The 21,429-nt window shown below is 61.5% G+C and carries 14 protein-coding genes and 5 tRNA genes; 6 read left to right on the top strand and 13 right to left on the bottom strand.

Annotated features, from left to right (window positions below; translation table 11 throughout):
* Positions 1-100: 100 nt before the first annotated feature.
* The 11 genes from hupB to VXM67_RS10390 form a co-directional block, all read right to left on the bottom strand.
* Positions 101-373 (bottom strand): nucleoid-associated protein HU-beta, encoded by a 273-nt coding sequence (gene hupB, locus VXM67_RS10440; protein ID WP_011533117.1) that lies wholly within the window; start codon positions 371-373, stop codon positions 101-103.
* A gap of 151 nt (positions 374-524) precedes the next feature.
* The gene (lon, locus tag VXM67_RS10435; protein ID WP_023379636.1) at positions 525-2,921 is read right to left on the bottom strand and encodes an endopeptidase La; all 2,397 of its coding nucleotides are present in this window, start codon (positions 2,919-2,921) and stop codon (positions 525-527) included.
* A 152-nt stretch (positions 2,922-3,073) separates the two neighbouring features.
* Positions 3,074-4,357: an ATP-dependent Clp protease ATP-binding subunit ClpX gene (gene clpX, locus VXM67_RS10430; protein ID WP_023379635.1), complete on the bottom strand. Its 1,284-nt coding sequence runs from the start codon at positions 4,355-4,357 to the stop codon at positions 3,074-3,076.
* Positions 4,358-4,465: 108 nt separating this feature from the next.
* Positions 4,466-5,107: an ATP-dependent Clp endopeptidase proteolytic subunit ClpP gene (clpP, locus tag VXM67_RS10425; RefSeq protein WP_003259400.1), complete on the bottom strand. Its 642-nt coding sequence runs from the start codon at positions 5,105-5,107 to the stop codon at positions 4,466-4,468.
* Between the two features lie 91 nt (positions 5,108-5,198).
* Positions 5,199-6,509: a trigger factor gene (tig, locus tag VXM67_RS10420; RefSeq protein ID WP_023379634.1), complete on the bottom strand. Its 1,311-nt coding sequence runs from the start codon at positions 6,507-6,509 to the stop codon at positions 5,199-5,201.
* 247 nt (positions 6,510-6,756) lie between these two features.
* A complete protein-coding gene (locus VXM67_RS10415) occupies positions 6,757-7,056 on the bottom strand; it encodes a DUF6388 family protein (protein WP_027906792.1) in 300 nt (99 codons plus the stop codon).
* 395 nt (positions 7,057-7,451) lie between these two features.
* Positions 7,452-7,536, bottom strand: a tRNA-Leu gene (locus VXM67_RS10410).
* A 57-nt stretch (positions 7,537-7,593) separates the two neighbouring features.
* Positions 7,594-7,669, bottom strand: a tRNA-His gene (locus VXM67_RS10405).
* Between the two features lie 55 nt (positions 7,670-7,724).
* A tRNA-Leu gene (locus VXM67_RS10400) sits at positions 7,725-7,809 on the bottom strand.
* A 55-nt stretch (positions 7,810-7,864) separates the two neighbouring features.
* A tRNA-His gene (locus tag VXM67_RS10395) sits at positions 7,865-7,940 on the bottom strand.
* A gap of 42 nt (positions 7,941-7,982) precedes the next feature.
* A tRNA-Arg gene (locus tag VXM67_RS10390) sits at positions 7,983-8,059 on the bottom strand.
* Positions 8,060-8,315: 256 nt separating this feature from the next.
* Between VXM67_RS10390 and folD the strand changes: the two genes are divergently transcribed.
* The 4 genes from folD to VXM67_RS10370 all read left to right on the top strand — a co-directional run bounded on the left by folD (position 8,316) and on the right by VXM67_RS10370 (position 16,013).
* Positions 8,316-9,170, top strand: a complete 855-nt coding sequence (gene folD, locus VXM67_RS10385; RefSeq protein ID WP_023379632.1) for a bifunctional methylenetetrahydrofolate dehydrogenase/methenyltetrahydrofolate cyclohydrolase FolD — start codon at positions 8,316-8,318, stop codon at positions 9,168-9,170.
* A gap of 156 nt (positions 9,171-9,326) precedes the next feature.
* Complete coding sequence (locus VXM67_RS10380; protein ID WP_367237658.1) at positions 9,327-14,159, top strand: NEL-type E3 ubiquitin ligase domain-containing protein; 4,833 nt, start codon at positions 9,327-9,329, stop codon at positions 14,157-14,159.
* Positions 14,160-14,362: 203 nt separating this feature from the next.
* A complete protein-coding gene (locus VXM67_RS10375; RefSeq protein ID WP_023379630.1) occupies positions 14,363-15,427 on the top strand; it encodes an ornithine cyclodeaminase in 1,065 nt (354 codons plus the stop codon).
* Between the two features lie 100 nt (positions 15,428-15,527).
* On the top strand, positions 15,528-16,013 hold the full coding sequence (locus VXM67_RS10370) for an Lrp/AsnC family transcriptional regulator (protein ID WP_027906788.1): 486 nt from the start codon (positions 15,528-15,530) through the stop codon (positions 16,011-16,013).
* On the opposite strand, the gene VXM67_RS10365 is transcribed toward VXM67_RS10370, so the two are convergent.
* Together VXM67_RS10365 and VXM67_RS10360 are read right to left on the bottom strand one after the other, a co-directional pair.
* Positions 16,014-17,702: an EAL domain-containing protein gene (locus VXM67_RS10365; protein WP_027906787.1), complete on the bottom strand. Its 1,689-nt coding sequence runs from the start codon at positions 17,700-17,702 to the stop codon at positions 16,014-16,016. It abuts the gene before it with no gap.
* Between the two features lie 12 nt (positions 17,703-17,714).
* Entirely contained in the window at positions 17,715-19,280 is a 1,566-nt protein-coding gene (locus tag VXM67_RS10360; protein WP_104882696.1) for a PAS domain-containing methyl-accepting chemotaxis protein, read from the bottom strand.
* Positions 19,281-19,545: 265 nt separating this feature from the next.
* Between VXM67_RS10360 and VXM67_RS10355 the strand changes: the two genes are divergently transcribed.
* Together VXM67_RS10355 and VXM67_RS10350 are read left to right on the top strand one after the other, a co-directional pair.
* A complete protein-coding gene (locus tag VXM67_RS10355; protein ID WP_027906785.1) occupies positions 19,546-19,860 on the top strand; it encodes a helix-turn-helix domain-containing protein in 315 nt (104 codons plus the stop codon).
* Between the two features lie 247 nt (positions 19,861-20,107).
* Positions 20,108-21,418: a C4-dicarboxylate transporter DctA gene (locus VXM67_RS10350; protein ID WP_027906784.1), complete on the top strand. Its 1,311-nt coding sequence runs from the start codon at positions 20,108-20,110 to the stop codon at positions 21,416-21,418.
* Positions 21,419-21,429 lie beyond the last annotated feature (11 nt).

Below are 21,429 nucleotides of genomic sequence, written 5' to 3'. Positions count from 1 at the left end.
GGATGCGCCTTCTCAAAGCGGGCGTGCTCGGCGGGAACGTTTGCGCCCCACCGCCACGCGGTCGGACCTGGCCAAGCCAGGACCGGCTGAAAGAGACGACTTAGTTGACGGCGTCTTTCAGGCCTTTACCAGCCTTGAAGCCTGGAACCTTGGCGGCAGCGATCTTGATAGCCTTGCCGGTCTGTGGGTTGCGGCCGGTGCGCTCGGCGCGCTCCTTGACCGAGAAGGTACCGAAGCCAACCAGTACCACATCGTCACCTTGCTTCAGGGCGCCGGTGACGGATTCGATGACTGCGTCCAGCGCACGGCCGGCTACAGCTTTCGGGATGTCAGCAGATGCGGCGATAGCGTCAATCAGTTCCGACTTGTTCACTCTAAGTCCCCTTATTCTCTATTGAGTTTGTTTCTAAGTATGTAATGAAAAGCTTATGAAACGTGCGCTGGGCGGCTTGTTGACAATAGCGTGCCGCTTTATAGCAAGGCCCCGAAAAAACTGTCAAGGAAAGCCCCCCAGCTAAAAACTACTAGTGCGTGCTGATTCTTTCCTTAGCATCGCCGTCGCGCTTTTCATCTTTCGCGACTATCTCCGGAGCCACATCTGGCAAGGGCTCCGGGGCGTATTGCAGCGCAATTTGCAGGACTTCGTCAATCCATTTGACGGGTTTGATCTGAAGATCCTGTTTGATATTTTCCGGAATCTCCTTCAGATCGCGAACATTCTCCTCGGGAATGATCACCGTCTTGATCCCGCCACGGTGTGCCGCCAGCAGTTTTTCCTTCAAGCCGCCGATAGCCAGAACCTGGCCACGCAGGGTGATCTCACCGGTCATGGCAACATCGGCGCGCACCGGAATCTGGGTCAGTGCCGACACCAGCGCAGTGCACATGCCGATACCCGCGCTCGGCCCGTCTTTGGGCGTTGCCCCCTCTGGCATGTGGATGTGCACGTCGTGCTTCTCGTGGAAATCGGCGGCAATGCCCAGGCTTCGGGCACGGCTGCGAACCACGGTCTGCGCGGCCGTGATCGACTCGACCATGACATCGCCCAGCGAGCCGGTCTTGATCAACTGGCCCTTGCCCGGAATCACCACGGCCTCGATGGTCAGCAATTCGCCGCCCACTTGGGTCCAGGCAAGGCCGGTAACCTGGCCGATCTGGTCTTGCTGCTCGGCCAGGCCATAGCGGAACTTGCGCACGCCAAGCAGGTGCTCGAGCTGCTCGCTGGTAACCTTGACCTTGACCTGCTTCTGCCCGGTATGTTCCTTGACCACCTTGCGGCATACCTTGGCGATCTGCCGCTCAAGGCCACGCACACCGGCTTCGCGGGTGTAGTAGCGAATGATGTCGCGGATGGCCGAGACGTCGATCTCGAGCTCTTCCTTCTTCAAACCGTTGGCCTTGACCTGCTTCGGGGTCAGGTACTTGACCGCGATGTTGATCTTCTCGTCCTCGGTGTAGCCCGGCAGACGGATGACTTCCATGCGGTCGAGCAGCGCCGGCGGGATGTTCATCGAGTTCGAGGTGCAGAGGAACATCACGTCCGAGAGGTCGTAATCGACCTCCAGGTAGTGGTCGTTGAAGTTGTGGTTCTGCTCCGGATCCAGCACTTCCAGCAGCGCCGAAGCCGGGTCGCCACGCATGTCGCTGCCCATCTTGTCGATTTCGTCGAGCAGGAACAGCGGGTTGCGCACACCCACCTTGGTCATTTTCTGGATCAGACGACCCGGCATCGAACCGATGTAGGTACGACGGTGACCCCGGATCTCGGCTTCGTCACGCACGCCACCGAGGGCCATGCGCACGAACTTGCGGTTGGTGGCGGCAGCGATCGACTCGGCCAGCGAGGTCTTGCCGACGCCAGGCGGACCGACCAGGCACAGCACCGGGCCGCGAATTTTCTTTACGCGCTTCTGTACGGCGAGGTACTCGAGAATGCGCTCCTTGACCTCTTCCAGGCCATAGTGGTCGGCATCGAGAATTTCCTCGGCCTTGGCCAGGTCCAGGCGCACTTTGCTCTGGGCCTTCCACGGCACCTGCACCAGCCAGTCGAGGTAGGAGCGGACCACCGTGGCCTCGGCCGACATCGGCGACATCTGCTTGAGCTTGTTCAACTCGGCCTGGGCCTTGGCCAGTGCGTCCTTGGGCAGGCCGGCGGCTTCGATGCGCTTCTTCAGCTCTTCGACTTCATTGTGGCCTTCGTCGCCGTCACCGAGCTCCTTCTGAATGGCCTTCATCTGCTCATTCAGGTAGTACTCGCGCTGGCTGCGCTCCATTTGCTTTTTGACCCGACCGCGGATGCGTTTTTCCACCTGCAGCAGGTCGATTTCCGCATCCAGTAGCGCCAACACATGCTCGACACGGGCCGGCAGGTCGACGATCTCAAGGATTTCCTGCTTCTGCTCGATCTTCAGCGCCATGTGGGCAGCCATGGTATCGACCAGGCGGCCCGGCTCTTCGATGCTGTTGAGCGACGACAGCACCTCGGCGGGGACTTTCTTACCCAGTTGGACGTACTGCTCGAACTGCGACAGCAGGGTACGCACGAAGACTTCCGACTCGCGCTCGGCGGCGTCGACTTCGTCGATCAGGGACACTTCGGCACGGATGTGCCCTTCAACTTCGGTGAAACGCTCGACCGCGCCGCGCTGTTCGCCCTCGACCAACACCTTCACGGTGCCATCAGGCAATTTCAGCAGTTGCAGCACGGTGGCAACGGTACCGACACGATACAGGGCGTCTTCGCCCGGATCGTCATCGGCTGGGTTCTTCTGGGCAAGCAGGAGAATCTGCTTTTCGCCCGTCATCGCGGCCTCGAGGGCTTCGATAGACTTTTCGCGCCCCACGAACAGCGGGATAACCATGTGCGGGTAAACAACGACATCGCGCAATGGCAAAAGAGGCAAGTCGAGGGTGGTCTTCATGATTTCGCCTCTACAGCGGCCTTATGGCCGGAAACCGGTGGAAATTATGCTTGGACCTAATGTGGGGGCAGGCTTGGCAAATTACAAGCGCTGGAGAAGGAAAAGCAGAAAGGGGCCCGTAGGCCCCTTCTTGCTTGTTGCCATCGCCCGACTCAGAGGTCAGGTGCGGCCTTGGCTTGCGGCTCACTGTTTTCGTAGATCAGCAGCGGCTGCGAAGTGCCTTCGATGACGCTCTCGTCGATCACCACCTTGCTGACATCCTTCTGCGAAGGAATCTCGTACATGGTGTCGAGCAGCACGCCTTCGAGGATCGAACGCAGGCCACGGGCGCCAGTCTTGCGCTCCAGGGCCTTGCGGGCGACGGCCTTGAGGGCGTCGCTGCGGAACTCGAGGTCCACGCTTTCCATCTCGAACAGCTTGGCATATTGCTTGGTGAGGGCGTTCTTCGGCTCGGTGAGGATCTGCATCAGTGCAGCCTCGTCCAACTCGTCGAGCGTCGCCAGCACTGGCAGACGGCCAACGAACTCGGGGATCAGGCCAAACTTCACCAGATCGTCCGGCTCGACCTCACGCAGCGACTCACCGACCTTCTTGCCTTCTTCCTTGCTGCGCACTTCCGCGCCGAAACCGATGCCACCTTTGGTGGAGCGGTTCTGGATGACCTTTTCCAGGCCCGAGAAGGCGCCACCACAAATGAACAGGATGTTGCGGGTATCAACCTGCAGGAATTCCTGTTGCGGGTGCTTGCGGCCCCCTTGCGGCGGTACGGAGGCGACGGTGCCTTCGATCAGTTTCAACAGCGCTTGCTGCACGCCCTCACCCGATACATCGCGGGTAATCGACGGGTTGTCCGACTTACGTGAAATCTTGTCGATTTCGTCGATGTAGACAATACCCATCTGGGCCTTCTCCACGTCGTAGTCGCACTTTTGCAACAGCTTCTGAATGATGTTCTCGACGTCCTCGCCCACATAACCGGCTTCGGTCAGGGTCGTGGCGTCAGCGATGGTGAACGGTACGTTCAACAGACGTGCCAAGGTTTCGGCGAGCAGGGTCTTGCCCGAGCCGGTTGGCCCGATGAGCAGGATGTTGCTCTTGCCGAGTTCGACCTCGTCACCCTTCTTGTCACGTTGGTTCAGGCGCTTGTAGTGGTTGTACACCGCTACGGACAGCACCTTCTTGGCGCGCTCCTGACCAATTACGTACTGGTCCAGGATGCCGCTGATTTCTTTCGGCGAAGGCAATTTGTGCGCGCTGCTTTCGGCCTGGGCTTCCTGCACCTCCTCACGGATGATGTCGTTGCACAGGTCGACGCACTCGTCGCAGATAAATACCGAGGGCCCGGCAATCAATTTGCGCACTTCGTGCTGGCTTTTGCCGCAGAAGGAGCAATAGAGCAATTTGCCGCTGTCCTCGCCGTTACGGGTGTCAGTCATTCGATCGATCCAATCCGGTAGGCTTGCAACACAAGATGAAGGCAATTGCGGGCTTTTTCAAGTCCGCAGGTAGGCGCTTTCGGCACCTACCTGCTCTGGCACCTGGGTTCAGGAGGCCAGTTGCCGCTTGTCGTATACCGAGTCGATCAGGCCGTACTCGGCCGCGCGCGAGGCGCTCATGAAGTTGTCACGCTCGGTGTCGCGCTTGATGGTCTCCAGGTCCTGGCCAGTGTGGTAGGCCAGCAGCTCGTTCAGGCGCGCCTTGATGTTGAGGATTTCCTGGGCGTGGATCTCGATATCGGTGGCCTGACCCTGGAAGCCGCCCAGCGGCTGGTGGATCATCACACGCGAGTTCGGCAGGCAGTGACGCTTGCCCTTGGCACCGGCCGCCAGAAGGAAGGCGCCCATGCTGCAGGCCTGGCCGATGCAAATGGTCGAGACGTCCGGCTTGATGAACTGCATGGTGTCGTAGATCGACATGCCAGCAGTCACGGAGCCGCCCGGAGAGTTGATGTACAGATGGATATCCTTGTCCGGGTTTTCCGCTTCAAGGAACAGCAGTTGCGCCACCACCAGGTTCGCCATGTAGTCCTCTACAGGGCCAACCAGGAAGATCACTCGCTCCTTCAACAGGCGCGAGTAAATGTCATAGGCACGTTCGCCACGGGCGGACTGCTCGATAACCATCGGGACCAGACCGCCTGCGGCCTGGATGTCAGAGCTCTGCTGAATATAAGAATTGCGGGACATGTCCTGCGCTCACTCCCAAATAGTCATGGCTTGAATACGCACAAGCCAGCGCGAAGGCTGGCTTGTGGGGGTTTCCTACGAGAGAAACGTATTACTCAGCGGCTGGAGCCTGTGCTGGTTTTACTGCTTCTTCGTACGAGACCGATTTGTCGGTCACAGTCGCTTTCTGCAGAACAGTATCTACAACTTGTTCTTCCAGCACAACCGAACGGACTTCGTTCAGTTGCTGGTCGTTTTTGTAGTACCAGGCGATGACCTGCTCAGGCTCTTGGTAAGCCGAAGCCATTTCTTCGATCATCTCGCGAACCTTGACGTCGTCCGGCTTCAGCTCGAACTGCTTGACCACTTCGGCGACGATCAGGCCCAGCACAACGCGGCGCTTGGCTTGCTCTTCGAACAGCTCGGCTGGCAGCTGCTCAGGCTTGATGTTGCCACCGAACTGCTGAACAGCCTGGACGCGCAGGCGGTTGACTTCGTTTTCCAGAAGGGCTTTCGGCACTTCGATCGGGTTGGCGGCCAGCAGACCGTCCATGACCTGGTTCTTGACCTTGCTCTTGATCGCCTGACGCAGCTCACGCTCCATGTTCTTGCGAACTTCGGCGCGGAAGCCTTCCAGGGTCGATTCCTTGATACCGAACTGGGCGAAGAACTCTTCGTTCAGCTCTGGCAGCTGAGGCGCGGCAACGGCGTTGACGGTAATGGTGAACTCGGCGGCTTTGCCAGCCAGGTCCAGGTTCTGGTAGTCCTCTGGGAAGGTCACGTTGACAACGCGCTCTTCGCCAGCCTTGGCGCCTACCAGGCCATCTTCGAAGCCTGGGATCATGCGGCCGGAGCCCAGCACCAGCTGAGTGCCCTTGGCCGAACCACCGGCGAAGGCTTCACCGTCGATCTTGCCGACGAAGTCGATGTTGACCTGATCGTCTTTCTCGGCGGCGCGCTCGACGGTTTCGAAGCGCACGTTCTGCTTGCGCAGCACTTCCAGCATGTTGTCCAGGTCAGCGTCAGCCACTTCGGCGCTCAGGCGCTCGACCTTGATCGACTCCAGGCCCGCAACGGTGAACTCTGGGAAGACTTCGAAGACAGCGACGAATTCCAGGTCCTTGCCCTTCTCGAAGGACTTCGGCTCAACGGACGGAGCACCAGCCGGGTTCAGCTTCTGCTCGACAACCGCCTCGTAGAAGGAAGCCTGGACCAGGTCACCGAAGACTTCCTGACGGGCATCGCCCTCGAAGCGCTGGCGGATCACGCTCATTGGCACCTTGCCCGGACGGAAGCCCGCGACCTTGGCGCGCTTGGCAGTCTGCTGCAGACGCTTGTTGACTTCGTTCTCGACGCGCTCGGCCGGAACGGCGATGGTCATGCGGCGCTCGAGAGCGGAAGTGTTTTCAACAGAAACTTGCATGGATATTCCTCGTTGCACAGACGTTAGCCGGCGATAGCCCGACTCCAGAATCAAGGGCAAACATTCTAGTGAGTCGCGCACCAGAAGTCACCCCACCCGGGACGACGGAAAACCACGCCGGTCGATTAACTTGCAAGGCCCGCACGGCGCACCGCCGGGCCCTTCTATATAAGGAGGCTGCGCGACGCCTTGGGCGGCACACAACCGAAATACCTTGTCAAACAACTGCCAGGGCAAGCGACACTGTTTACTCAGGGTCGATCTCGTTGAACTGGCAGTACTCTTCCCACTCCATCCCCAGCGCCTCGGCCACTTCGCGATGGGTCTCCAGGCGCATCGCCTGCAGTTGCTCAGGGCTTTCGGCGATCAACTGCAGCGCCAGCTCCCAGGGCTCGATACCCTGCTCCTCGGCGGCATCCTCGAAGGCCCATTCGATCTGCTGGGCTTGCTCACGGGCATCGAGCTCGCAAATCTCTTCGAGCAGCTGCGGATTGGCTTCGGCGAAGCGCTGCAGCGCCAGGGCCTGACGGGCTTCTTTTGCAATCATTGGGTTGTTCCTCTGCCGGCCAGATGGTCCGGTGTTTCAACCGGCTGAAATCTAACAGCTTTTATTGGGGCGCCACCAGAGGATTGCAAGGGGGGAGGGAATCCAGCAATTCGCACGGCGCATCGCGAGCAAGGCTCGCTCCTACGTTCGTTTCGGGCCAATCATTCCTGCGAGATTTGCGCTCAAACGCTTCGGCACTCGACGCGATATCGCGTCGTCAAACAAGGCGGTCGCGCGCGTCTGTCACTGGCGGTACCGGCCCGAAACAGACGCAGGAGCGAGCCTTGCTCGCGATGCGCCGCGTGGGCGGCGCTCGATACCCGCACCAGCCAACAACTCAAGACACGCCCCAAAAGGCACAAAAGCCGCAATAAGCGGCTTTTCAATGCAAAAGATGGTGCGGACGAAGAGACTCGAACTCTTACAGCTTGCGCCGCTGGAACCTAAATCCAGTGTGTCTACCAATTTCACCACGTCCGCATACAGCAGATAACATAAAGGCGCCCGACCATTCGATCAAGGCGCCCTTAAAGAATATGGGGTGGACGATGGGAATCGAACCCACGACAACTGGAATCACAATCCAGCGCTCTACCAACTGAGCTACGCCCACCATATTGCGGTCTTGCGGTACTACATTACAACCGTGTTACAACCTTACAGAAGCATGGTGCGGACGAAGAGACTCGAACTCTTACAGCTTGCGCCGCTGGAACCTAAATCCAGTGTGTCTACCAATTTCACCACGTCCGCGTAGCGCTTAAAACAAAGGCGCCAGATCATGCAATCAAGGCGCCTCTGAAGAATATGGGGTGGACGATGGGAATCGAACCCACGACAACTGGAATCACAATCCAGCGCTCTACCAACTGAGCTACGCCCACCATATCGCTATACAGCCTTACTTGCTCGCCCAAGCAGCCTAATGGCGCACCCGGCAGGACTCGAACCTGCGACCATCCGCTTAGAAGGCGGATGCTCTATCCAGCTGAGCTACGGGCGCATAAGCAGTGTGCCTGACCGAACGAGCCAACAAACCACTCATTCTGCCCGACCTTGCCAACCCGTGCTAGGTCGTACCCGACAAGTGCGGCGAATCTTATAGACGAGCGGGAATACCGTCAACACCTTTTTCTAAAAAATTTAAATTATTTAAGGGGTTAGGGGATTTGCCCGACCACCCGCCTTTGCCCTTTGGCCATGTCGTGCGAGAATGCGCCCTCTTTAATGTTCCTTTCTCGATGGTTAATCACGCGTCTATGACTGCACACCTAATCGACGGCAAGGCGATCGCCGCCAACCTGCGCCAGCAGATCGCTCAACGTGTCGTGGAGCGTCGCCAGCAAGGCCTGCGCACTCCAGGCCTGGCGGTGATCCTGGTCGGCACCGACCCCGCTTCCCAAGTCTATGTCTCGCACAAGCGCAAGGACTGCGAAGAGGTCGGCTTCATTTCGCAGGCCTTCGACTTGCCCAGCGAAACCACGCAGCAAGCCCTGACCGACCTGATCGACCGCCTCAATGACGACCCGGCCGTCGACGGCATCCTGTTGCAACTGCCGCTGCCCGCACACCTTGACGCCTCCTTGCTGCTTGAGCGGATCCGCCCGGACAAGGATGTCGATGGTTTCCACCCCTACAATATCGGCCGCCTGGCCCAGCGTATCCCGCTGCTGCGCCCATGCACGCCCAAAGGCATCATGACCTTGCTGCACAGCACCGGCCAGGACCTTTACGGCATGAACGCAGTGATCGTCGGCGCCTCCAACATCGTCGGCCGCCCCATGGCCATGGAACTGCTGCTGGCCGGTTGCACCGTCACCGTCTGCCACCGCTTCACCAAGGACCTCGCCGGCCACGTTGGCCGTGCCGACCTGGTGGTAGTGGCCGCCGGTAAGCCGGGCCTGGTCAAGGGCGAGTGGATCAAGGAAGGCGCCATCGTCATCGACGTCGGCATCAACCGCCAGGACGACGGCAAGCTGGTCGGCGACGTGGTCTACGAGACCGCCCTGCCCCGCGCAGGCTGGATCACCCCGGTACCAGGCGGTGTCGGGCCGATGACCCGGGCGTGCCTGCTGGAGAACACGCTGTACGCAGCGGAAGAACTGCACAAGTAAGCACACGTGGCGCACGACGTGAAACGGCACCCAGAGGGTGCCGTTTTCGTTGGCGAGCCCTACCGCGCCAAACCTGGCCCCTGGTGCTAACACTGTACGCAAGGCATTCGCCGCATCGCCATTAGCCTCACTGCTCCCCCCCTTCAGGAGCAGCCCATGCACACCTTGCAACCTCACCACCTGGCGCTGATTCAGCAGCGCCTGCCCGACTGGCTGACCGAGGCCACCAAACAGCAACGCCAGATCCTGCGCAAGCGCGTGCAGCACAGCCACAAGGCCACGAGAAAACTGCACGAGGCCATGACTCCCCTCGAATCGGTGGAAGCCTTCTGTCGCCCCTTGCTCAACGAAGCCCTCGCCCGCTGGTATCCGGACATACCGCTCCCTTCACCCGATACGGCCGTGCTGACCGACCGCACGCCCGCTCATCGACGCATGATGTCCTGGCTGGAAGCCGCCATGCAGAACATGGCCGACGACACGCCCATCCGCCTTTATGCCTCCGAAGACGCCCTCGAGCCCATGGCCGTAGACACCACGCTGTTCGTCAAAGGCGTGCGCAATCTTGACCTTGGCCAACGCTACCTGAACCACCTGCAGCAACACATCGACACGGATGACTTTCGCGCCCTGCTTCGCGGGCAGGACCACGCAGCCTTCGCGGCGGAACTGACCTACGCTCGCCTGCAAGGACGGATCGACAGCCGCGGAGAATCCTTGGGCGAAGCCGCGCTCGCAGGCTCGCACGAAGTGCGCTCACTGACCGGTACAAGACGCCTTCAATGTGGCTACCTGAGCGTTCTCGGCGTCCCCCTGAGCGGGCCTTTGCTGGTGCGACTGGAGCCACGCGACGAGCAAGAGCCCTGCCTGCTCTACTTGCCCGCAGACCCCTCGGGCGCAGTACGCCAGTACCCCTCCCTGCAGGCTGCCGGCACAGCGCTTACCCACCGTTTATGGCAGGAGGACTTCCGACTGTTCTTCAACCGCTTCGTCAGCCACGCGCAACAACCCGCCTTCGCTGCCCGACTGCGGCAAAGACTCTACCCTCGTTACCCCTACGCACTGCTCTACCCAACGCCACCTGTGCTGGAAAAAGGCGAGTCGGTAAGTTGGATCAAACGGCTGTTCCCCTCCCCCCACGACGTATGGCAGGAGACCCTCGACAAGAATGCCCGCCTGACGCTGACCTTCACGCCCTGGACAGGTGACTGTTTCGAACAGCGAGCCAGCAGCCAGGTGCAGGTCGCCTTGACCGATGCCGTGACGCTGGTCGTACCCACGGCGCGTTTCGACGCTGCGATCGGGCAGGCACGCCTGCTGGGCTGGCTGGGCGTGGGCCTGACCGCACTGAATGTGGCGAGCTTGTTCGTGCCGGCGCTGGGCGAGTTGATGCTGGTGGTCGGCGGCGCGCAGATCGTGAACGCGTTTCTCGAAGGCGTGCATGCACTCAACGAGGGAGAAACCGATGCGGCCATCGGCCATCTGTTCGATGTGTTCGACAATCTGGTGCAGATTGCCGTACTGGGCGCCGCTCATGCGGCAATCGGTCTGACTGGCCCGCTGGAGAACTGGACACGCATTCCAGGCCCCTCTGGCCAACGCCTCTGGCATGCAGACCTGCTGCCTTTCAGCCGAGAAGCGCCCTGGCCACCAGGCGCTCCGGCAACCAAAGGCTTGCATCATCATCAGGGCCGTCCCTGGCTCACCCTGGAAGGCAACCACCTTCCGCTCGAAAAAACAGCAGCCCATGGCTGGCGTCTCGCAACCGCCAGAGGCCACCAGTATCAGCCTCGCCTGCTGGGCAACGGCCACAGTCCTTGGCTGCTCGAACACGAGCAACCTCTGGCTTGGACCACCGCCAGGCTCATGCGCCGAATCGGCAACAGTGGCGTCGCGGTGAGTGACGAAACCCTGCTACGGGCCCTGCGCAGCAGCAGTTTCAGCGATGCAGCCGTGCGCCGCGTGGTGGTCGATCAGGAAGCCGCCCCAGCCCTGCTGCTCGACAACCTGCAGGCACTTGGCGCAACGGATGCCGCAACACCTGGGCCGACAAACACCGGCATGGTCGTCCTCGGACGCGATTTTCCTTCCCTGAGTCTCAGGGCCAAGTCCGAGATCCTTGCCAAAGCCAGCAACCGCGACCTGGACCATCTGCAACGCAGTGGCCGCCTGCCTATCGCCATTGCACAGACAGCTCGCCTGTACCTGCGCGAAGCTCGCATCAACCGGGCCTTGCTGCGTTTTTACCAGGACAGCGGCCCCTGGCAGGATCGCGATGCCCTGGCCTTGGGTTGCCTGGAGCAGTTACCTGGCTGGAGCAACGCGGTACGTATCGAGTTGCGCGAAGGCAGTCTGCACGGCCGGCTTATCAACGCTGCCGGCCCGCGCGGTCGACCGGTCAAGACCCTGGTGCGCCATGAACAAAGCTACCAACCCTATGACGAGCACGCAGAATCATTGTCCGGTCACAGGACCCTTTACCAAGCCCTGCTCGATGCCTTGCCGGACAGCGAGCGGACAGCGCTGAGCCTGCAGATACACGACCCCCTGCCATTACGCGATGCATTGTTCGAAAAAGCCGCCGCCGACCGCGACAATGCTGCCCGCCTGCTGGGCATGGCTCCGGTACGCAAGCTCTACCAATTACCCACGCGCCTTCTGGAAACAGGACGCATAGGCTATCCACTCAGCGGCCGCGGCCAAGGCTGGGCGAATGACGACGCGTTGTTCGACATGCTGTTTCCCAGCCGCGAGCCAGGCGATCGCGAATGGTTGCGTTATCGCCTGCGCCAGGCGGCCGGAGACGCACCCGGCGCGTTCACCAGGCTGCTCGAAGGCTTGCGAACAGAGTACCAACGCCTTGGCACTACGCTCGACACCTGGGTCAATGACGCAGAAGGGCTTATGGTGGGCGCCATCGAACAGCGCCGCATCGCTCGCACCGAGGCGGCCTGTCGCATACGCCAGGCATGGCGACGGGAAAGCCCGCAAGTCGATCAGGTCGAATTGGTGCTCGAGGCGCAACACCTGGGCTCTCTGCCAACCTTGCCGGTACGCCTGACGCACGTGAATTGGCTGATCGTGGTCGGTTCACGCGCCGGTGAAGCTGCCAATCTGGATGGATTCCTGCAGGCGTTTCCTGGCGTACGCCATCTGGATCTTTCCAGCAATCTGCTGCGCTGGCTGCCTGAACCCTTGACCCAGATGACCCAGCTGGAGTCCCTGGACCTGTCGGAAAACTTCCTGCTTCTGGACACGCCTCGCAACCTCGACGTTCTGGCGCACCTTCCTCGCCTGCAACGCCTGAACCTCACCGACGCGCTAGAAGACTTGCCCACCCAGGCCCTGGAACGGCTCGGTCAGTTGCAGCACCTGTACTCGTTACAGGCAGACCTCAACAATCTGGTGCTGCAGGCCGAACACTTCGATGCCCTGCAAGGTTGGCCTGCATTGACCGAGCTGAGCCTGGGGTCGAACGAAATCACCCTGACCCCGGAAAGCCGCACCGCGCTGGCACGCCTGAATCACCTGCAGTCGTTGCGCCTGGGCGAGAACCCGCTGCGCCTCGCGCCTGACGTGACCGGGTGGCAGCGACTGCACACCCTCGACCTCGACCGCGTCGAGATCACGCAGTGGCCCGTGGGACTCGTCGGCTTGATGGATCAGCGCCCCCTGGTGCTGCGTTCGCTAGACCTTAGCGGCAACCGCCTGGTTGACGCGCCCGAACTGCGCGACACAGCCTTCGCCGAAGCCATTCGCAGTGGCGAGGAAGGCACCTACTATGACTTCGACGACAACCCCTTCGACGAACAGACCCAGCTCAGGCTGGTCAATGCCGGGCTCCAAGCCATCCCTGACCTCGACGTCCTGGAAGAAGAACCCTGGGCCCTCGAGCTTCCCGCCGAACTCGACGCGCACCGTCAAGCCCATGCCGAAGACCCCGCCTGGTCCGCGCTGTATCGCCTGGTCGAGCGCATGGTCCAAACACCGGACTATCAGTCAAACCCAACCCTCACCCGCGAGCGAATCGTCCATGTGCTGAGCACCCTGACCGCCGAAGATCTTGTCGATGGGGAAACTGGCTGGGGACGCGCGCAATTGCTCGAACAAGTCACCGCCGAGATCAACGATGCCGCCGAGGCCTGCGTGGATCAGGCCAGCCTGCTGTTCCAGCGAGTGGAAACGCAAGTCGCGGTGTGGCGCTGCGTAGCCACTTCCCACACCGGAGCATCGGACGAGGCTGTCGCTGTCTCCGTGGTCACCAGCCTGGCACGCCAAGCATGTCTCGATGAACGGGTCGGCGCCCTGTACAACGCCCGCCGGGCGCGACGCCAAGCCTTGAGCGCAGCCGAGGACGAGGCCGCGCGCCAGGCCGCTCCAGCGCTGTTGGCCGACGATGACATGAGCGATGAGCGACTGACCGACCCTCAACTCCCTCCCGACGAAATCGAAATAGCCCTGGTCGCACGCATCGCTTTGCGTGAACGTCTGAGCCTACCCGATCAACCGGCGCAGATCGCTTTCGGCTACCTGGCGCAACTGAGCGAGGGCACATTGGAGCACCTTGCCCAGGCGGTACTGGCCGAGGTGGATGGGGCTTTCCTGGCGCGCTGGGCAAGCGAGCAACCCTTTTGGCGCGCCTGGGTGCAACGGCTTTACCCTGAGGCCTTCCAGGCACTGGCCCGGGAGTGGCAGGCGGCTTCGGAGTACTACACCGACTTGACCGAGCCGACCTCGGCAATCGCGCCCTACACCGGACCGGCCGTGCCACCGAGATTCATCGAAGCCCTGGAGCGGGAGACCTCCGCAGTACAGGGCTTAAGGTGGCGGATTGAAGGCATCTTGCAACGTATCGACCTGGTATCAGGACGGTACAGCGGCGAAAGCGAGCTGTACGAACGGGCTGGCCGATTGCTGCTCAGCACCCGTCGCGACGCCCAAGACGCCCTGTATCGACAGCTGGCGATGACAATGTTCAACACGCAGTGAGGTTCCCTGCACAGGCCTTGGGCGAGCTTCGCGCCAGGGCCGCCCACAGCCGATTCGGCTGCCTGGCGCTTGATTTCAGCTGTTGCGGCTGAGCCCCGCCCTGCGCACAGCCAGCTTTTGCACAGTGCCTGTCGGAAAATATACCTACAGCCCACCCTGAGAGCCCACCCGACGCTCAGGTGCGCCGCTGTACGGAGAACCCCATGACCCGCTATATCGATGTGCAAGACCTCGCCCGCCTGGTCAATCGCAAAGGTCTGTCGACCTGCCTGGTGGAAATGGCCGAGTACATTCGCCAGGACTATCTGCGCTGGCAGGACTTCGAAAAATGCGCGCGCCTGGCCAATCACTCGCCGGACGGAGTGATCGAGCTGATGCCGGTTTCCGATCACAACCTGTATGCCTTCAAACACGTCAACGGCCACCCGAAGAACACCCGCGACGGCCTGCTGACGGTGATGGCGTTCGGCGCCCTGAGCCGCGTCGACACTGGCGCCCCGGTGCTGCTCAGCGAAATGACCCTGACCACCGCACTGCGCACCGCAGCCACCTCGGCCCTGGCCGCCCGCTACCTGGCCCGCGAGGACAGCCGCAGCATGGCCTTGATCGGCAACGGCGCACAGAGCGAGTTCCAGGCCATTGCCTTCAAAACACTGTTGGGTATCGACGAGATTCGCCTGTACGACATCGACCCGACCGCCACCGCCAAGCTGGTGGCCAACCTGGCAGATCGTCCCGGCCTGAAGCTGACCGTGGCAGGCTCGGTCGCCGAGGCCGTGCGCGGCGCCGACATCGTGACCACGGTGACTGCCGACAAAGCCTACGCCACCATCCTTACCCCGGAAATGATCGAACCGGGCATGCACCTCAACGCGGTGGGCGGTGACTGCCCGGGCAAGACTGAGTTGCACCGGGCCATCGTCGAAGCGGCGCGGGTGATTGTCGAGTACGAGCCACAGAGCCGGATCGAAGGCGAGATCCAGCAGGCGGCGGCAGACCTGCCCGTCACCGAATTCTGGAAAGTGGTGACGGGCCAGGTGCCTGGCCGCGAACATGACCGCCAGGTGACACTGTTCGACTCGGTCGGCTTTGCCCTGGAGGATTACGCGGCCCTGCGTTACGTACTGGATTGCGCCCAAGCTCTGGACATCGGGCAGGACATCGAGCTGGTACCGACCCTGGAGAACCCAAAAGATCTATACGCACTGCTGCAACCGCGCAGGGTGGGCATTCGAGCGGCACACCCAGCCAGCTGCGCAATCGCCTGATATTGCGGGGCCGTACGACGGCCCCTCTTTTCCCTGCAGCGACAGTTGCGGAATTACCGCCTAACCTGTCCATGCCTCCCGCTGAATGAAGCCATTGCGCATGGACACCAAGGCCGATTCCCACCACCCCCTGGACCGCATCGACGAGGCGATCATCGACGTGCTACGGCACGATGGCCGCATCACTTTCGAGAAGCTGTCCACCCTTGTTCACCTCACCCCACGCCCCTGCCTGGAGCGTGTGCGCAAACTGGAGCGACGTGGGGTGATACGTGGATACGGAGCGATCATCGACTTGCAGAAAGTATCGCCTGGGCTCTCGTTGCTGGTACTGGTGGCACTCTCCAACCAGAGCGGCCGCGCTGCACAAAAGGCCTTCGAGGCCACCATGCGCAGTTGCCCCGAAGTGTACGAGTGTCATTTGATCAGCGGCCATTTCGACTACAGCCTGCGCATGCGCTGTCGGGATATGGAGCACTACCGGGTCCTTACCGAACACTGGATGAACGATGACGCCCTGCATATCGACAAACTGGTGGCGCACCCGGAGCTGGCGGCGGTCAAGAGCATGGCCCCACTGCCGTGATCAGGCCGAGCGCCATGGCTCCGGTTGTCGATAGGCCTGCGCCCATGCCGCCACCTCGCCCACTGGCATCGGGGCAGCGATGCCATACCCCTGCGCCAGTGCGCAACCAAGCTCCATCAGCACCCGCCCATGCTCGACGCTTTCCACCCCCTCCGCGATGACCTCGCGGCCAAAGGCCCGTGCCAGGCCGATCACCGCCCCGGTGAGCGCCAGGTCATCCTGGTCATGGAGGATGTCGCGCACGAACGACTTGTCGATCTTGATGGTCTGAGTCGGCAGGCGCTTCAGGTAGCTCAAGGACGAATAGCCGGTGCCGAAGTCATCCAGCGAAAAACGTACCCCCAGCGCCAGGCACGCGTCCAAGCAACGGCTGACGTGCTGGAGATTATCCAGCGCCACCGACTCGACGATCTCCAGGTCCAAACGAGTGGGGTCAATGCCTGGGTGCTCGGCCAGCAACTGCGCCAGCCGCGCGGCAAAGTCATTGCGCTGCAGATGTCGGGCGGCGATGTTCACACTCAGCGACCAGTTACGCCCTTCGCGTTGCCATCGACGCAGTTGGTGCAGCGCCTGCTCGATCACCCACTCGCCAATCTCCACGATCAGGTCGGTCTGTTCGACCAAGGGCAGAAACTCGCCTGGCAATACCAGTCCACGGCCTGGGCACTGCCAGCGCAGCAGGGCCTCGAAACCCAGCACCTGGCCGCTGTGCAGGTTGACCTTGGGCTGGTAATACAGACACAGCTCGCCCTGGCGCAGCGCACGGCGCACCTGCGCGACCGTCTGGTGCGTCGCCTTGAGTTCCAGTTCCTGGGAAACATCGAAAATGTGATACCGGTTGCGCCCGCGCTGCTTGGCCACGTACATGGCCTGATCGGCATGGCGTACCAACGTATCGGCATCTTCGTCATCCTGTGGGAACAACGTCACGCCAACGCTGGCACTGAGCGCCAGGCGCTGCTCGCGAATGACATAAGGCGCAGCCAGGGCGTGCAGTATCCGATGCAAGGCGGCATGCAACTGTTGACTGCCATCGACATGACGCAGGATCAGCACGAATTCATCGCCCGACAGCCTTGCCACTGCATCACCGCCGCGCAGGATGCTCCTCAACCGCTGGGCCACCTCGACCAGAAGCAAGTCGCCCGCGGCATGTCCGTAGCCATCGTTGACCGCCTTGAAACCGTCGAGGTCGAGCATGCACACCGCCAACGGAATGTCCTCGCGACGGGAAAACGCCAGGGCCTGGTTGAGCAACTCGGACAAGTACGCGCGGTTGGGCAACCCAGTGAGCACATCGTGTCCGACACGCCATTGCAGGGTGTGCAGCAACTGGCGTTTTTCAGTGACATCGAAGCGGATCGAGACGTACCTGTGCACCTTGCCAGTCTTGGGGTCGATCAGCGGCACCATGGTACTGTCCACCCAGTACAGCGAGCCATCCTTGGCCCGGTTACAGATCTCGCCTTTCCACACCCGCCCTGCGACCAGGGCCCGCCACATGCCTAGGAAAAACTCCGGCTCGTGCAGGCCTGAATTGAGAATACGGTGATTGGCACCGAGCAGTTCTTCACGGCTATAGCCAGAGATACTGCAGAACTGCTGGTTGACGTAGGTGATTCGCCCGCGCAGGTCGGTCTCGGAAAAGATCGCGGCCGCGTCCACGGCCGCGCGATAGATATCGTCCATAGCATCCTGCCTTTAACGGTTGAAGCGCTCCACCAGGGCGCGCAATCCGGCGCACACCTGTTCCAGCTCGGCGCCGCGCGAGGCGGCGGCATTGGCGCTATGGGCACTTTGCTGCGCGATGCCAGCGACCCCGTTGATTTGCCGGGACACCTCTTCGGCTACCGAAGACTGCTGCTGCGAGGCCGTCGCCATCTGCTGGCTCATGTCGCTGATTCGCTGCACCGCCTCGCGTATACCTTGCAACGCTTGTTGCGCCTCCTGCACCTGGGCTACACCGTGCTCGGCCCCTTCGATGCCCTGGCTGGCGATGGCCACGGCCTGCTCGGCGCCCTCGCGCAACGTGTCGATGACGCCCTGGATGTGCAGGGTCGACTGGCGGGTCTTGTCGGCCAACGCCCGAACCTCATCGGCCACCACCGCGAACCCACGCCCTTGCTCACCGGCACGGGCCGCTTCGATGGCCGCGTTCAGTGCCAGCAGGTTGGTCTGCTCGGCGATGGCGCGGATCATCCCGGCCGCCTCGGAGATGGCGTCGGTCTGGTCCGCAAGGTCAGTGACCGCCCGGTTGATCTGCCCAACGGTGGCCGCGAGGTTGCGAATAGCCGTACCGGTCGAGTCGGCGACCCGGTTCCCCTGCTCGGCGAGCCCATGGGCGGTATGGGCTTCACTGGCCGTTAACTGCACATGGCTGGCAACCTCACCGATCGAGGCGGCCATCTCGGTCATGGCGGTGGCGGTCAGGTCGGTTTCGGCGCGCTGCTTGAGCAGGGCGGTTTCAGTGCCACGGGACAACTGCCCCGCCTGCGCGGCGGCCACGGCCATCTGCGCGGCAAGATCGCTCAGGCGGGTCAGCGCTGTCTTGAGTCGCGCATGCTCACCGACCAGGATCAACTGCAACTGCCCGGCAGCGCCCGGCAGGTCGCTGTAGGTCAAGGCTGCGATCGGGTCCGCGAAGGTACCGTCTGCGCCCTGGATCACACGCTGCAACTGCCGGCGCAAATCGTTGCGTCCCCATAGGCCGTAGGCCACGAACAGCGCGAAGGTCACGCCCTTGCCCAGCGCACCAGGCAAGCACTGGTTGGCCGCCACTGCCAGGGCACCACCGAGCATCGGCAGTGCCAGCGCCTGCCCCAGCAATGCCAGGCGACGGCCGGTCGACAACGCCGACTTGCCTTGGCGCAAGCGCGCATACAACGCCTCGGCCCTACGCACTTGATCGCGGGTCGGACAGACCCGTACCGACTCGTAACCGACCACCCGCCCATCTTCCAGGATCGGCGTGACATAGGCATTGACCCAGTAGAAATCGCCGTTGCGACAGCGGTTCTTGACGATCCCCATCCAGCTTTTACCAGCCTTGAGGTAACGCCACATCAATGCGTACACCGCCTCAGGCATGTCCGGGTGCCGCACAAGGTTATGCGGGCTGCCGATCAGCTCGGCTTCGCTGTAGCCGCTTATGGCAGCGAATTCTGGGTTGCAGTAGGTGATCAGGCTGGCCGTATCGGTGGCCGATATCAGTCGCTGATCTTCGGGGAAACGCTGCTCGACCGGTGTAACCGGCAGGTTGACACGCACGATGGGACTCCATTCACAAGAAAACCGGCGCCGCGCTCATCGGACACACCGGAACCGCTTCACATCGTGGGGCTCCAACGCTCCAGAGCACCTGAGCCCCTTGCAGCCTCGGGTCGAGCATAGAGCGAGAGCCGATAATGACTGGCCGGTCAAAGTGCGAATTCTACGAATACCATCACATAAATCAAGCAAATGTGATCCAAAGCAGCGTTGCCTTACACCAAACTATACCGGTAAGTTCCTGATTCTAAATGGGAATTAATTGATGAAGAGATCAGCTCTGGGATTTGCCCTGCGCCGCTACCGTAAGCTGGCAGGCTTGACGCAGGCACAATTCGGCGAGCAGACCGGCTTCGACCCCAAGACCATCAGCCGCTTCGAGACCGGCACCTACACCCCCAGCATCGACGCCCTGCTAACCTTCGCCGACGTTCTGGGCATCAAGCCCAAGGTCTTCTTCTGCGAGCCTGACGATGAAGACGAGCAGCGAGCGTACCTGTTCGATGTGATTCACAAGGCCCCGCCCAAGGCGCTTGGCAAGCTGATTGCAGCAGTGGATCAGGCATTGGCCAAATCCTGAACTCTTTCGCCTCATCCGCGCGGGCGCCCCACCAGGCCCGCAACGCTATGTGCACCGAACTAGAGCCAGTGAGGCCACAACGCCCCATAACTGGTCAGACCGGTAAGGCCGAATTTCCTTGCAAAGTCGGATTTTTCGCGCTTTTATGACCCTGCACTGAACAAACCGGTAAGACCACAATAATTAAGTCCTGCGCTCTTTCGCCCTCGCGGCATCGAAGCAAGGACACCGATCAGAGACCCCTCCCATGCTCAAATGGTGCTCGCGTTCGATCTTTCTGCAAGTGGTGCTGGGCCTTGCCCTCGGCATTGCCTGCGGCCTCAGCTTCCCCGACCTGTCCCTGCAACTCAAACCCCTCGGCGACGGCTTCATCAAGCTGATCAAGATGCTCATCGGCATCATCGTGTTCTGCGTGGTGGTCAGTGGAATCTCCGGCGCCGGCGACCTGAAGAAAGTCGGGCGAATCGGCCTGAAGTCCGTCATCTATTTTGAGATCCTGACCACCATCGCCCTGGTCATCGGCCTGGTCTTCGCCTTCACCAGCGGCATCGGCAGCGGCGCCAACATTCACCTCGAGCAGCTGTCCAGCGCCGACGCCAGCAGCCTGGCCGAACGTGGCCAGCACATCCATGGCGCCACGGCGTTCTTCATGGACCTCATCCCGACGTCGGTGGTCGGTGCCTTCGCCGATAACAACATCCTCCAGGTGCTGCTGTTCTCGGTGCTGTTCGGCAGTGCCCTGAACCTGGTGGGCGACTCGGCGGCGGGTATCTCGCGGCTGATCAATGAGCTGAGCCATGTGGTGTTCCGCATCATGGGCATGATCGTGCGCCTGGCCCCCATCGGTGTGTTCGGCGCCATTGCCTTCACCACCAGCAAGTACGGCCTGGAATCCCTGCAGCACCTGGGCGGGCTGGTCGCCTTGTTCTACCTGACCTGCGCGGGCTTCGTGCTGATCATCCTCGGCACCGTGATGCGCCTGTCGGGCCTCAAGCTGCTGCCGTTCATCAAGTACCTGCGCGAAGAGCTGACCATCGTACTCGGCACCGCCTCCTCCGACGCCGTGCTGCCACAGATCATGCGTAAGCTCGAACACCTGGGCATCGGCAGTTCCACCGTCGGCCTGGTGATTCCGACGGGCTACTCGTTCAACCTCGACGGCTTCTCCATCTACCTGACCCTGGCCATCGTGTTCATTGCCAATGCTACCGGCACACCGCTGGCGATGACCGACCTGCTGACCATTCTGTTGGTGTCGCTGGTGACCTCCAAGGGAGCCCACGGCATCCCAGGTTCGGCGCTGGTCATCCTCGCTGCCACCCTGACCGCCGTACCGGCGATTCCAGTAGTGGGCTTGGTGTTGGTGCTGGCGGTGGACTGGTTCATGGGCATCGGCCGGGCGCTGACCAACCTGATCGGCAACTGCGTGGCTACCGTGGCCATCGCCCGATGGGAAAAGGACATCGACATGCAACGTGCGCAGAATGTGCTCGATGGCAAGCCGGGTTTCGCCCACACCCCACGCAAGCAGCCCAACGCCCATCAACAGGAATTTTGACCGAGTGTGGC

Origin of the sequence: Pseudomonas sp. Rh2 (genome assembly GCF_040762985.1) — a bacterium.
Lineage (GTDB): Bacteria > Pseudomonadota > Gammaproteobacteria > Pseudomonadales > Pseudomonadaceae > Aquipseudomonas > Aquipseudomonas taiwanensis.
Note: the sequence above shows the minus strand (reverse complement) of the source record. Positions and strands in the feature narration are given on the sequence as shown.